15 protein-coding genes are annotated in these 12,675 nt (G+C 44.3%); 9 read left to right on the plus strand and 6 right to left on the minus strand.

From position 1 onward, the window contains the following. The first annotated feature begins 74 nt into the window (after positions 1–74). From Q0171_RS06750 to Q0171_RS06790, 9 genes are all read left to right on the plus strand, one after another. A complete protein-coding gene (locus Q0171_RS06750) occupies positions 75–1,082 on the plus strand; it encodes a flagellar basal body P-ring protein FlgI (RefSeq protein WP_299328336.1) in 1,008 nt (335 codons plus the stop codon). Between the two features lie 130 nt (positions 1,083–1,212). Continuing rightward, on the plus strand, positions 1,213–1,452 hold the full coding sequence (locus Q0171_RS06755; RefSeq protein ID WP_317279180.1) for a rod-binding protein: 240 nt from the start codon (positions 1,213–1,215) through the stop codon (positions 1,450–1,452). Between the two features lie 57 nt (positions 1,453–1,509). Continuing rightward, positions 1,510–3,474, plus strand: a complete 1,965-nt coding sequence (locus Q0171_RS06760; protein WP_299328102.1) for a glycosyltransferase — start codon at positions 1,510–1,512, stop codon at positions 3,472–3,474. Then, on the plus strand, positions 3,474–4,655 hold the full coding sequence (locus Q0171_RS06765; RefSeq protein ID WP_299328104.1) for a glycosyltransferase family 9 protein: 1,182 nt from the start codon (positions 3,474–3,476) through the stop codon (positions 4,653–4,655). Before Q0171_RS06760 ends, Q0171_RS06765 begins: the two co-directional genes overlap by 1 nt. 10 nt (positions 4,656–4,665) lie before the next feature. Then, positions 4,666–4,887 carry a hypothetical protein gene (locus Q0171_RS06770; protein ID WP_299328106.1) on the plus strand — a complete coding sequence of 74 codons (222 nt, stop codon included), beginning with the start codon at positions 4,666–4,668 and terminating at the stop codon, positions 4,885–4,887. A 25-nt stretch (positions 4,888–4,912) separates the two neighbouring features. Beyond that, positions 4,913–5,392 carry a methyltransferase domain-containing protein gene (locus tag Q0171_RS06775; protein WP_299328108.1) on the plus strand — a complete coding sequence of 160 codons (480 nt, stop codon included), beginning with the start codon at positions 4,913–4,915 and terminating at the stop codon, positions 5,390–5,392. Between the two features lie 18 nt (positions 5,393–5,410). After that, complete coding sequence (locus Q0171_RS06780) at positions 5,411–5,575, plus strand: hypothetical protein (RefSeq protein ID WP_299328110.1); 165 nt, start codon at positions 5,411–5,413, stop codon at positions 5,573–5,575. A 28-nt stretch (positions 5,576–5,603) separates the two neighbouring features. Further along, positions 5,604–6,407 carry a hypothetical protein gene (locus Q0171_RS06785; protein WP_299328112.1) on the plus strand — a complete coding sequence of 268 codons (804 nt, stop codon included), beginning with the start codon at positions 5,604–5,606 and terminating at the stop codon, positions 6,405–6,407. Positions 6,408–6,434: 27 nt separating this feature from the next. Next, entirely contained in the window at positions 6,435–7,283 is an 849-nt protein-coding gene (locus Q0171_RS06790; RefSeq protein ID WP_299328114.1) for a class I SAM-dependent methyltransferase, read from the plus strand. 22 nt (positions 7,284–7,305) lie between these two features. On the opposite strand, the gene Q0171_RS06795 is transcribed toward Q0171_RS06790, so the two are convergent. The 6 genes from Q0171_RS06795 to Q0171_RS06820 all read right to left on the minus strand — a co-directional run bounded on the left by Q0171_RS06795 (position 7,306) and on the right by Q0171_RS06820 (position 12,668). Further along, positions 7,306–8,235, minus strand: a complete 930-nt coding sequence (locus Q0171_RS06795) for a lipid A biosynthesis lauroyl acyltransferase (RefSeq protein ID WP_299328117.1) — start codon at positions 8,233–8,235, stop codon at positions 7,306–7,308. A 28-nt stretch (positions 8,236–8,263) separates the two neighbouring features. Next, positions 8,264–9,733, minus strand: coding sequence for a Ppx/GppA phosphatase family protein (locus tag Q0171_RS06800; protein WP_299328119.1), 1,470 nt, complete (start codon positions 9,731–9,733; stop codon positions 8,264–8,266). Continuing rightward, on the minus strand, positions 9,733–9,984 hold the full coding sequence (locus tag Q0171_RS06805; RefSeq protein WP_299328121.1) for a YfhL family 4Fe-4S dicluster ferredoxin: 252 nt from the start codon (positions 9,982–9,984) through the stop codon (positions 9,733–9,735). The genes Q0171_RS06800 and Q0171_RS06805 overlap by 1 nt, the downstream gene beginning before the upstream one ends. 83 nt (positions 9,985–10,067) lie before the next feature. Continuing rightward, a complete protein-coding gene (locus Q0171_RS06810) occupies positions 10,068–10,388 on the minus strand; it encodes a hypothetical protein (protein ID WP_299328123.1) in 321 nt (106 codons plus the stop codon). After that, positions 10,375–11,475 (minus strand): 16S rRNA (cytosine(1402)-N(4))-methyltransferase RsmH, encoded by a 1,101-nt coding sequence (rsmH, locus tag Q0171_RS06815; RefSeq protein ID WP_299328125.1) that lies wholly within the window; start codon positions 11,473–11,475, stop codon positions 10,375–10,377. Before rsmH ends, Q0171_RS06810 begins: the two co-directional genes overlap by 14 nt. Before the next feature lie 299 nt (positions 11,476–11,774). After that, on the minus strand, positions 11,775–12,668 hold the full coding sequence (locus tag Q0171_RS06820; protein ID WP_299328127.1) for a hypothetical protein: 894 nt from the start codon (positions 12,666–12,668) through the stop codon (positions 11,775–11,777). Positions 12,669–12,675 lie beyond the last annotated feature (7 nt).

The following is a 12,675-nucleotide window of genomic DNA, read 5'->3' on the forward strand; positions in this document are numbered from 1 at the left end:
GAAGCGCCAAGGCTGGTGAGATTTAAGGAGAAATCATGATTACAACAATACAAAAGCTCTGCGCAATATGCGTGATGTGGGCAGCCCTACTAGCCCAAGCTGTCCATGCCGAAAAAATCGGCGATATAGCCAGTATCGTAGGCGTGCGAAGCAACCAGCTCATCGGCTATGGGCTAGTTATCGGGCTTAATGGCACAGGCGATAAGACAAGCTCAAAATTTACCATGCAATCCATCGCCAATATGCTTGAAGGAGTAAATGTCAAGGTCAGCCCTGATAGCATCAAATCCAAAAATGTCGCTGCTGTTGTAGTAACTGCCGATCTGCCGCCATTTGCTAGACAAGGCGATAAACTCGATATCAAAATCTCCTCCATAGGCGATGCCAAATCCCTAGAATCTGGGATTCTAGTGATGACACCACTCACTGCCGTAGATGGCAATATCTATGCAATCGCACAAGGTGCGGTAACCACGGGAAGCTCAAGCAATCTCTTAAGTGCCAACATCGCTCAAGGTGCTGTTGTCGAGCGCGAAGTGGCATACAATCTCTCCCAGCAGCAAGATCTCACGCTAAGCCTGAAAAGCGCGAACTTCCAAAATGCTATCAAAATCCAGCATGTGCTCAATGAGACATTTGGTCAAGAAAGCGCAGTGGCGATAGATTCTCGCACAATAAAGCTCCGCCTGCCAGAGAATCTAACCCCTGTGGAATTTGTCGCACTAGTGCAAGAGGTGCAATTTGACTACTCCACAAGCAGCAAAATCATCATTGATGAAAAATCTGGCACAATCGTGGCTGGCGTCGATGTCCCGGTGCGCCCAGTAGTGGTAACAAGCGGGGATATTACGCTTAAAATCACTAACGAACCTCTGCTTGATGAAAAAAATGCGCAAAAACTTGATGCAAGCACAAGCTTTGATCCGAACACAACCACAATCAGCGCGAGCGAACCAAATACAACAATCTCCAATGTCGTCAAAGCTCTGCAAAAAATGGGCGCAAGCCCCAAAAATATGATCTCGATTCTGGAAGCCATGCGCCAGAGTGGGGCGATTTCTACGCCCATTGAGATTTTGTAGAATCTGGCGGGATAGATTCTATGATGGGCGGATTTTGTGGTTTTAGATTCTACACTAAAGTTTGTAAGGAGAATATATGAAGCTCGACCCAAGCGCAAGCCTTGGTGCCTACCAAGCCAGCAAAACACCAATGATTGACAAAAACTCTAGCGACGAAAAGCTAAGGGAGCAGACCGATGCATTTGAGGCAATTTTACTGAAGTTTATGCTCGATACTTCGTTAAATCTCGATAGCCCGCTCTACCCAAAACAACCTGGTGCAGACATCTACCAGAGCATGTATAAAGATACACTTGCAAATCACCTCTCCGGTGGCTTTGGCTACAGCCAAATGCTCTTTGACTGGTTAAAAGATCAGCAAAAGGGGTAAGATTAAGCTGCTTTTGATTAGAATACGCCCTTTATTTTGGCAGATGTAAGGAATACAATGAGGGTGGTTCATGTTACAAGCTTAGATAATGGCGGTGCAGGACGGGCATGTTTGCGTTTGCATAAAGCACTTTTGGATTCCGGAGTGGATTCTATCGTCCTGACACAAAGCAAAACCTCGAGCTTGCCAGGAGTCGAGCGTTTAGCAAAAAGCAAATCTCAAAAAGCCATGGAAAAGCTTCGTCCTATCTTGAGCCAGATCCCTGTAGCTTTCTATCCTAAGCGTATGAAAGATATATTCTCCCCCAATTTGCCATTCTCTCCATTCAAGAATACTACGCTCATTAAACGCCTTGAAGAATTAAAGCCAGATATCGTGCATTTGCATTGGGTGGAAAATGGCTTTTTAAATATCAATGATTTACAAAAAATCGACGCTCCTTTATTATGGAGCTTGCACGACGCTAACCCCTATACAGGCGGGTGCCACTACGTGGCACCCGCCTGTATAGGGGTTAGCGTCGGTTGCAAGAAATGTCCCTTACTAGGCTCAAAATTCCCCTTTGATATTGCCTTTTGGACATTTAGGCGTAAGGCAAAAACTTATGCTAAACTCAATAATCTCACTATCAACGGCTTATCTCGCTGGATAGCACAAAGTGCGAAAGATTCTGCCCTCTTAGGCTCTAAGCCCATCATCAATCTCCCAAATCCCATTGACACACGCATTTATCGCCCAATACAAAAATCCCTAGCACGAGAAATGCTGCGTATCCACACACCAAAAAAGATGATTAGCTTTGGTGCCATTGGAGCTACTTCAACGCCACGCAAAGGCTTTAATGAGCTAAAAGCCGCATTGCAAAGCCTCCCGCAACATCTTAAAAATCAATGCGAGCTGCTTGTCTTTGGCTCTAGTGGAGGCGAAGTTTCACACGATATGCCTACGCATTTTTTAGGTGCGTTGCACGATGATATTGCCCTAGCTCTGCTTTATAGTGCAAGTGATGTGTTTATTATGCCAAGCTATGTAGAATCTTTTGGGCAAACTGCCCTTGAAGCTTTGAGCTGTGGCACACCGGTGGTAGCATTTGATACAAGTGGGCTAAAAGATATTATCACGCATAAACACAATGGCTATCTTGCCAAATGCTATGACACAAGCGATTTAGCAGGGGGTATAGAGTGGATTTTAAGCGGCGAAAGTGCAATATATGAAAACCTTTCAAAAAACGCCCGATCTTCTGCGATAAAAGCTTTTGAATCGTCAAAAATCGCCCACGCTTATATCACAACTTATCAAAAGCTTGCTAGGGGGGGGGCAGCACCAAAAGCATTAGCCAAGCATATATTACACGCCTTATCGCTCACCAAATCATCTACCTTTTATATCGGCTTTGGTGCGATTGGTGGGGCTAGTGTTGAAAGAAAGGGCTTTAATGAGCTAAAAGCCGCGCTAGAAAATCTCCCGCAACATCTTAAAAGTCAGTGTGAGCTGCTCGTCTTTGGTGGGAATGCTCCACAGATTCAAGGGATTAAAGCTCGCACACTAGGCTTTCTCCACGATGACTACGCCCTAAGTTTTGCCTTTAACGCTTGTGATGTATTTGTCGCTCCAAGCTTGGCAGAAAATCTAAGCAATGTCATTATGGAATCCTTAGCCTGTGGCACACCGGTAGTAGCCTTTGACATCGGCGGCAATGGCGATATGATCACCCACAAGCACAATGGCTATCTCGCTACAAGCCCAAGCGATTTGGCACGGGGAATAAAGTGGATTCTAGCCCAAGATGCAACAGCCTATGCCACCCTTGCCCACAATGCCAGAGAATCCGCCTTTAGATTTGAATCTACAAAGGTTGCAGATACATACATTGATATGTATAAATTTCTAGCGGGGGGGGGGGGGAGCAATCATAGATTCCTAAAAGTTCTCCCACTCTCTCAAGCACACCGCAATTCTTGCCACAACTTCTTATCCAATATCTCTAGCAACATCTCTAGCACAGGACTTGCAGCATAATGCTAAAGTCCATTTTACGACCGATACTGCTACCTATACTAGAGCTACTAGAGCCTTGTATCAGTATCCTTGCCTACACAAAACCAAAGATTCATAGGCAAAAAAGCATTGCTATCCTCCGCACCGATGCCATAGGCGATTATCTGCTTTTTCGTGCATTTTTACGCGAAGTGAGGGAAGCCTACCCAAGCTACCATATCACGCTTATTGGCAATAGTGCTTGGAGAGATTTGTATGAGTGCTTTGATAGTGCATATTGCGATGAATGCGTATGGATTAGCACAGCAGATTTTCAAGCAAGGCATATTTTTTATAAGATTAAAGTCCTACGCCACATCAAGCAAATACGCTATGAGCTACTCATTAACCCCCAGCACTCTCGAGATAAGCTCAATGCTACCATCGCTTCACATATCAATGCCCTAAGCAAAATCGCCCCACAAGGCGATGATGTCAATCTCTCTCCACGCAAAAAGGCAAGGCACGATAGAATCTACTCTACTCTCACCCCAAGTAGCCCAGAAATTCTCTTTGAGTTTTATCGCAATAAGGAGTTTTTTGAGCAGCTATTACAAAAGCCCCTTAACACTTCGCCAAAGCTCCATCTGCCCTCCCCCACGCCACCACACTACAAGCAGCCTTATAGCATTCTTTTTGTAGGGGCTAGTGCGAAGTATCGGCAGTGGAGTGTGGAGTATTTCGCAGAAGTGGGGGAGCATTTAATGCGAGTTTATAAGCATAATGTCCTTATTTGCGGAGGCAATGCGGATATAGAATCTGGATTCTACCTAGAGCAACTACTGCAAGCAAAGGTTAAGGACTGCAAACAATCTATCTACAATCTCACAGGCAAAACCACTCTCGTGGAGCTAGTGAGTCTCGTGTATAACGGCAACCTGCTTGTTTCGAATGAAACAAGCGCGGTACACTTGGCTGCCTTGTTAGACACGGCGATAATTATCGCCGTGTCTAACGGCAACCATTTAGGGAGATTTATCCCTTATCCCAAAGAGATAAGGGATAAATACTACCCTGTGTTTCACCCTTTTATCACGGCAAATTACGCCAGATACAAGGAGCTAAGCAATGCCTTTGCCTACAAAAGCACGCTAAATATTGATGACATACAGCCTAAGCAGGTTATTGATGTCATAGATCACATTTACACACAACCAAAATAAAGGAGCGACAATGAGTGAATATTTTGAAGCAAGGGGTGTGAGCCCAGAGACCTACAAGAGAGCGAGTCTGCCAGCATATTTTAAGGAAGTAATGTGCCAGCTGCCTAAAAACGCTAGAATCCTAGATTTCGGCTGTGGCTTTGGGCAAAACCTTTTAGCGATTAAAGAGCGTAATTTTAACTTTACAGATTCTAACGGGGGGGGGGGGGAAATATCAACTGCTTGGCATTGATATAAATCCCAAAGCCATCGCCTATGTGCAAAGTGTAGGCATAGAAGCTATGGTATGTGAAAATATCTTTGATTTTAGACCGCAGCAGAAGTTTGACCTAGTGATTGCTACGCATATTTTAGAGCATTTGCCAAAGGAGCGGTTGATAAAAATTCTCTCTCATTTTAAGAGTGATATTTTGAAAGAAGGTGGAAAAATGTTTATAGCAGTGCCAAATGCACAGAGCCACACAGGCTGCTACTGGGCGTATGAAGACTTCACTCACAACACCCTTTTTACAGCCGGAAGCTTACTATATGTGCTAAAAATGGCAGGATTTGCCCATACAGACATTATAGATAAAGACGCGCTTGCAGGGGTAACGGGGGTAAAAAGAATAATCCGCAAAATCTTTTTGAAACTCTACAAACTAAACTTCGCCTTTTGGAATCGCATCACAAATAGTGCTTTTCACGCGCCAAGTCCGCAAATTTTCAGCTACGAGATAAAAGCCCTAGCCTACTAACCAAAAAAAGGAGCAAAAATGAAAAAAATTCTTAAAAAATTCTTAGCAAGACTTAGATTCTACTTCACCCACAGGCTAGATTCTAAGCTTGATAAACTTACTATGCTACACGCTAATCTTCTAGCAAAGCAACATACAAAGCTTTATAGAGAGCAAGTAATGGGGGGGGGGGGCAGTAGATAATTTAAACCATTTGGAGAATACAAATGCTATGGGCGTGGATATTAGGGATTTTGAGTTTAGTGCGTATTCACAAAATGGCGAAGATGGAATCTTAGACTTGCTTATTGAAATTTTAGAGCTAGATTCTCCACACTCTTTATATTCTCGTGCTTTTGTGGAATTTGGTGTGCAAGATTATACAGAATCTAATACGCGTTATCTTTTGAAAAAACGTAATTTTATAGGGCTTGTTATGGATGGCAGTGCAGCACATATTGAATCTATCAAAAAAGATGAAATATATTGGAAGCACGATTTAGAGGCACGATGTGCCTTTATCACAAGAGAAAATATCAATGCGTTAATCAAGCAATGGCTAGATTCTAGAAAGCTAGATAATATCGCTCTTTTAAGCATTGATATTGACGGGGTGGATTATTTTGTATGGGAGGCAATAGAATGTGTGAATCCTGCTATTGTGGTGATTGAGTATAATGCGATATTTGGAGAAAATCTTAGTGTCAGTGTGCCTTATCGGGCAGACTTTGAGCGATTTTCATCGTATTTTAGTGGGCTATATTTTGGTGCAAGTATAAAAGCTTTAATCTCACTTGGCAAAGCTAAGGGGTATGTGTTTATCGGGGCAGATTCTAGCGGGACAAATCTGTTTTTTATCCATACAAGCTTAGAATCCAAGCTCTGCTTTGCTACCGCTCCTTTGCAGGAGTATTGCTCCACACACCACGCAAGGCAAAGTCGCGACACATTTGGCAATCTCTCATTTTTGCAAGGTGATGAGAGATTTGATAGTATTAAACACCTGCCCTTGCATACTTGCAAAGATTTTAACTAACATTTTAATAAACAAAAAGGAGATAAGATGAGAACACAACACAACAAACACCATATCCCTTGTAAAATCTGCGGCACACAAAGCCAGTTTGCTTTTTTCGCACAGATTTTGCATCAATTCAATGAGCCTTTTTACAAATGTCAAAACTGCGGATTTTTAAGCTGCGATGACGCCCACTGGCTACCACAAGCCTACAAAAATGCAATCAACATTTCAGACACAGGCATAGTAGCTAGGAATCTTTACTTGTATAAAATCGTATCCTGCGTAGCAACAATATTTTTTGCTATGGCTAAAAGAGAGATTTTAAGGGGGGGGGGGGGGATAAGTGAAAAGAGTTTGCTTGATTTTGGTGGTGGGAGTGGCTTACTCGTGCGATTGCTCCGTGATGTGGGGATAGAGAGCTATTGGAGTGATGAATATTGTGAAAATCTTTTTGCTAGGGGATTTGAATGGCAGGAGAATATAAAGCCAACTTTGGCAACCTGCTTTGAAGTTTTTGAACATTTACCAAATCCTAGAGAGCAAATAGATTCTATGTTAAAAATCTGTCCCAACCTACTTTTCTCTACCGAGCTTCTCCCCTGCCCTATTCCAGAATCTAATGGGGCAAATGCGTGGTGGTATTATGGCTTTTCTCACGGACAGCATATTAGCTTTTACACTTACAAATCCCTAGAACTCATCGCTAAAGCACACAATCTGCATTTTTGCTCCTATGGGGGATTGCATTTATTTAGTCAAAAACACATCTCGCCTTTGCATTTTAAATGGATTGTTAGACTTGCACACCATGGACTCTTTGCACTCGTTTCTCGTCGCTTTACACCTAAAACAATGATCGATTCCAAAATGTTAAGCACCGGATGTATGTAAATAGAAAACTCCCGGGTATTACCTACCTTCCAGGCTTCTTAGCATAGAGATTGGGGTAGTAGTCTTTGAATCGCCTGTGAAACCAAAACCAGCCTGCAGGATTGCTTTGCACGACTTTTGTTGTAATATCAGCTTGATCTTGCGTGGCTTTTTGTAAATCGCTGGCGGGATCATCTGTGCATGGGGTGAAAATCGGCGGAAAAAACCGAATCACAAAGCGTGAATAATCTTTATTCATATCGATAAACACCGGCACGATGGGGATTTTAAATCGACGCGAGAGCACGGAAGCTATGGGCGTATGGCTCGCTTTCTTGCCCATAAACTCCACACAAACACCTTCGTTTGATGAGATGCTTTGATCCACCAAAATCCCTGCCACTGCATTACCTTGCCCATAGAATCGAAGTAGATTACGAAACGCCCCAGACTTATCGATAAATTTTACACCCTGAAGCTCACGCCGAGAAATGATGAGCCTATCGATACTAGCAATCCCAGTAAGCCGTCCAAGACTTGCCATTTTATGTGGCTCAAGGCGCGGTGGGAGAAAAGTCGCTAGCGCTTCCCAGTAGCCAAAATGCCCAGAAATCAACACTGCACTACCATACTTTTCAAGGCTTTGCTGAATGTAATACTCATCAATGATATCAAATCGCTGCTTGTGGATATAGTATGGGATTTTAGGGATTCTAATACTCTCTAAAATCACAAATGCAAAATTCTGGTAACAGCGCTTGATAATGGATTTTTTCTGCGCGAGAGTAAGGGAATCTCCATAGATGAAATGCAAATTTGTCAGCGCGTCATTATAGCGGCGCTTATTGTCTAAAAGACACATAAGAAACCCAAGCCCCTTGACAAACACCAAAAATCCAGCATGTGGAATCACTGCTAGGAATGCGCCAAACCCACTCACAAACCAGCCCAGTAGCACACCTATAATATTCATGCGATTATGCTCACTATTGCCACTGCCTCTACCCCCTACTCTCGAGGAAAGTAATCAAAACATGCGTAGGCGCAATAAATTTTTCGACAGATTCTCGCGCAAGCGTGAGCGCAGTATTTGCAGTGATAAAAAGTGTGCCATTCTCATAGCTATATTCAAGCTTAGATCCCCCGGTGAGACACAGCGAGTAAGCCAGCGAGAGAATGAAGCTTAGCCACTGGAGATATTGGATTGGCGGCATGATATCCGTGATATGCGCGATTGCGTCATCTTGTGGGATACGCTTATTGAGATATTCAAGCAGCAAACAGAGAATCGCCCGATCTGTGTGCGAAAATCCATAATCCAATCCATGCAGCAAGACATACGCGCCATGGTCCATACGCCCATAGAAATTCAAAAACCCACCCACCTCGCACAGCTGCGCAGCGATTGTAAGGTAATGTTTGCTAGATTCTGGGAGAGCATGCACACTAGAGAGCACATCAAAAATCGCACGCGCCTCTTTGGCGATGAGTTTGCCCCATTTATCCACCACACCAAAGCGGTCTTTAAGCGCAACAAATGACGGATAGATTCCAGTGGGGAAGCGATATTTCTGCGTGCGTAGCATATCCGCCAGAAACACCCCCTCCCGCACACCCACACCACTTGTAGTAATCGTATGCGCACCAAAATGCTCCAGCAGCATAGAGAAAATCAGCGCACCAGAACGGATAGTATCACGCCTATCTTGCGGGACGCCCAGACTTGCCAAGCTTTCTTCTTTTGTCTTATAGATTGTCTGGATAAATGATTTGATACTTTTGCTAGGCATTTCGTAGCCATGGATAGTTTTTATAGGATATTTGTGCTGCTTAGAGTGCATTTTGGCTAGTGCGCGGATCGTCCCGCCAATACCAAAAACATTATCATGCGAGAAATGCACCGGAATCTTGCGTAGCTCCTGCTTGATAAAGTCTTTTGCCGCATCGAGATTTTTATGATCGAAAAACAGCTCTTTTAGGCGGATTGTGCCAAGGCGAAGCGAGATGACTTCTCTTACATCGCCATTCTCGATAATCGCGCACTCCGTGCTACCACCACCGATATCAATGGTAATCCCGCTTTTTTTATGCGAGAGATTTGCACAGGCAATCCCGCCATACCACGCCTCTCTCTCACCATCAATAATCTTAATCTGCACGCCACTCTCTTTGCGCGCTCTTTGGAGAAACTCCGCACGATTAGGTGCATCACGCACAGCAGAAGTCGCCACACACAGGAGCTTCCTGGCATTGTGTCGCTTAGCTATGGCGCTAAATTCTCTTAGCGCACTAATTGCGCGCCTGATTGGGATCTCTTGGAGATAGCCATCGTTTTCGTAGCAACCCTCAGAAATACGCACGCGCGATTTGTTTTCATAGACGAGACGGAATCCATAGCGACTAGTTTTTTCAAAAATCGCCATTCTTGCAGAGTTTGAGCCAATGTCAATCACTGCAGTGATTTTTGCCATTACTCGCCTTTGCTTAATTGCTCAAATTTAAACTTCAGCTCTTCTAGGCTCTCGCTATTATCCGGATCTGGGACGATCGCGTCCTTAGGACAGACACTCACACAGCTTGGCTCATCATAGTAGCCCACACACTCTGTGCAGTAATCTGGATCGATTTGATAGATAGGGTCGCCCTCCTCTATCGCATCATTTGGACATTCCTCCAAGCACGCATCACATGCGATACATTCATCATTGATCATCAAACTCATGCTTCTTCCTTAGTGCAAAATTTAGGCAAAACAAAAGCGTTTTTCTAACCAAAATTATCTTAAAATCAAATAATTACACGCTTTTACACGCCTTGTGAAGTAATTTGGGCTTTGAGATATTGATAGCGCAAATTTTCGCGCTCATTTTGCAAGCGGCGATTTTCTTCTTTGAGCAAGTCGCTTTGCGTCTGGAGCTTGTTGATATCGCGACTGACATAGTAAATCGAGCTACTAAGCCAGATTTTAGGCACAAATGCAAGCAACGCCAAGAAAAACCCCGCATACGCGACAACAAGATAACGCACGCTAAGCCCACTTTGTGTTTCCTCATCATGGAGCAAAGATTTCTCACTAGAATCCACTCGTATTTCTTGGTATTCATTAAATTCACTATGCTCTTGCATTGCTCTCCTTTGCCTTTGGTGTAGTGGCTTTGGTTTTAGATTCTGGTGCATGTAAGCCAAATGCCCGAAATTTCGCACTTCTAGCGCGCGGATTGGCTCGCAGCTCTTGCTCACTGGCAATTATGGGCTTTTTGGTTAGGACTGCACCTTTGGCATGATTATTGCCGCACTCACAGCGCAGCACATGCTCTTCACAGACACATGATCTCGCCCAGGATTTGAATGTATCTTTGACAATGCGATCTTCAAGCGAGTGAAAGCTAATAATCCCAATGATACTTCGCAAGGCTTGTGGCATATCTTGCCCATAATCTATCCCACACAACACCGAGTCGCTAGAATCCACCTCGCGTGCGATAGATTCTAGCAGGCTTTTTAGCACGCTTAGCTCACTATTAACTTCGATTCGCAGTGCTTGAAATGCCAGAGTAGCTGGGTGGATTCTACCTCGGCTAGAGCGAAAATGCTTTGCTAGAAAATCACTAAGCTCTCTAGCACTATAGAATCCATTTACATCACGCTTGGCTTTCATGGCAAACTCCTTAATCAAGCGCGCCATTTTTGCAGACTCCGCCACTTCGCCAAACTTACGCAAAATCTCGCCAAGCGCAAACTCCCCATACGAGGCGATAATATCACTCGCAGTGCTTGAAAGCCTAGAATCCATACGCATATCTAGTCTATCACTTTGGAATCCAAATCCACGCGATAAATCATCAAGCTGTAGCGAACTCACCCCAATATCTGCCAGAATCCCCACCACACGCCCACCACATGACCGAGCATGCTTAAAAGCACTCTCAATACCCTGGGCAAAATTATCATGAAAGAGTATAGGAGGGAATTTTGGCGCGAGTTTGGCGAGATTCTCCCGAGCGATTGCAATCGCCTGGGCGTCCTGATCAATCCCAATTAGCTGCAGGTGTGGGCAAGACTCTAGGATTTTACTACTATGTCCGCCAAGCCCCAGCGTGCAGTCGATAAATATCGCTGGACTAGATTCTGGCACATGCGCACTTAATGCAAGCACAGGAGCAAATGTCGCAAGCACATGATCAAGCAGCACAGGGATATGTCTTGCGCTCATCTTCTACTATCCTTTGCCTTTGGGAGCTATTTGGGGCTATTTTGATTGCTCTAAAGTTGTCCTAATCACCATGGAAATCCGCAAAATATGCCGCAATGGTAAGGGGTTTTTGATAAAAATAAAGTAAAAGCGCTTAGGAAATAAGCCAAAATATAAGACAAAACAAAATGGGCAAATAGCTTGATATACAATGCAGCAGGGGGATTTGGCAGGCAGTCGTAATGCGTCAAATGCGAGCATAAGATAGAGCAGCCAAGCCTTGCTGGGCTTGGCGATGATTAGGCAGTAGATTCTAGAGCTTAGCGTTTGCGTAGATTTTGGCGGAGTCTTTGTGCCAAGCCCCAGAGATGAAGCTGCATGAGCATGCCCTTTAGCAGAAGCTTCATCGCGGTTCGTATAGGCTTATCCTCATGGGCGTGCAAAAAAGCTTCTATCCATTTGCTTTTTTCTTCCCAGATGTAGAAATGCGCAGCATACATCGGGGACACCACAGGAGCAAACCCAAAAAGATCCGCCTTGCTCTCATGGACAAAAATCATAATATTTTGCCGATACCACCATAAGATTGACTCATCTTCCCAAATCTTCTCTCGCAGGCAATCAATACAAACATAGCCCTCCTTAGCAAACAAATCCGCCCAATATCCAGGAGACTGCTCATTGACATGATGCACCCCGCCCTGATAGGGGATCGCCGCAGAGAAAAGCACGACATTTGAAAGCGAAGTAAGGAGTTTTACGAAGTTTGGAGCAAATTCTGGATATAAATGTTCGGCGACTTCCAAGCTCTGTGCGAGCTCAAAAGGCTTAGAAAGCGTAGCTAGATCCTTAGATTTAGGCAGATTTTTTGGAGCTAGAGAGTCCCCCCCCCCCGTTTCTACACTATGTGCGAGAATCTCGTGCGCGACCTGCAAGCTTTTGTTAAAATCCTGCGTCAAATCCACTTGCCCATACTCACTTACACTGATATAGCGCTCGTTCGCGCCCACATCATTGCCATCAAGCCCAGCGACTACCACACCAGGATCAAGCTCTCTCCATACGCTAAGCCAAGTTCCTAGCCCGCAGCCCACATCTACCACGCTACTTGGCTTATACCAGCCACGCAGCAGCGATATAATCTGCTTAGCCGATGTGCGTGCCATCACCTGATCGCCGTAGAATTTCCTGTCATACACTTGAGTGAGTTCCATACCATTT

Origin of the sequence: uncultured Helicobacter sp., assembly GCF_937906905.1 — a bacterium.
Classification (GTDB): domain Bacteria; phylum Campylobacterota; class Campylobacteria; order Campylobacterales; family Helicobacteraceae; genus Helicobacter_B.

What these genes read in the sequence shown, in the direction of transcription:
- Q0171_RS06750 (WP_299328336.1), top strand. Translation starts at nt 75, where the DNA reads ATGTGGGCAGCCCTACTAGCCCAAGCTGTCCATGCCGAAAAAATCGGC.
- Q0171_RS06755 (WP_317279180.1), top strand. Translation starts at nt 1,213, where the DNA reads ATGATTGACAAAAACTCTAGCGACGAAAAGCTAAGGGAGCAGACCGAT.
- Q0171_RS06760 (WP_299328102.1), top strand. Translation starts at nt 1,510, where the DNA reads ATGAGGGTGGTTCATGTTACAAGCTTAGATAATGGCGGTGCAGGACGG.
- Q0171_RS06765 (WP_299328104.1), top strand. Translation starts at nt 3,474, where the DNA reads ATGCTAAAGTCCATTTTACGACCGATACTGCTACCTATACTAGAGCTA.
- Q0171_RS06770 (WP_299328106.1), top strand. Translation starts at nt 4,666, where the DNA reads ATGAGTGAATATTTTGAAGCAAGGGGTGTGAGCCCAGAGACCTACAAG.
- Q0171_RS06780 (WP_299328110.1), top strand. Translation starts at nt 5,411, where the DNA reads ATGAAAAAAATTCTTAAAAAATTCTTAGCAAGACTTAGATTCTACTTC.
- Q0171_RS06785 (WP_299328112.1), top strand. Translation starts at nt 5,604, where the DNA reads ATGGGCGTGGATATTAGGGATTTTGAGTTTAGTGCGTATTCACAAAAT.
- Q0171_RS06790 (WP_299328114.1), top strand. Translation starts at nt 6,435, where the DNA reads ATGAGAACACAACACAACAAACACCATATCCCTTGTAAAATCTGCGGC.
- Q0171_RS06795 (WP_299328117.1), bottom strand. Translation starts at nt 8,235, where the DNA reads ATGAATATTATAGGTGTGCTACTGGGCTGGTTTGTGAGTGGGTTTGGC.
- Q0171_RS06800 (WP_299328119.1), bottom strand. Translation starts at nt 9,733, where the DNA reads ATGGCAAAAATCACTGCAGTGATTGACATTGGCTCAAACTCTGCAAGA.
- Q0171_RS06805 (WP_299328121.1), bottom strand. Translation starts at nt 9,984, where the DNA reads ATGAGTTTGATGATCAATGATGAATGTATCGCATGTGATGCGTGCTTG.
- Q0171_RS06810 (WP_299328123.1), bottom strand. Translation starts at nt 10,388, where the DNA reads ATGCAAGAGCATAGTGAATTTAATGAATACCAAGAAATACGAGTGGAT.
- rsmH (WP_299328125.1), bottom strand. Translation starts at nt 11,475, where the DNA reads ATGAGCGCAAGACATATCCCTGTGCTGCTTGATCATGTGCTTGCGACA.
- Q0171_RS06820 (WP_299328127.1), bottom strand. Translation starts at nt 12,668, where the DNA reads ATGGAACTCACTCAAGTGTATGACAGGAAATTCTACGGCGATCAGGTG.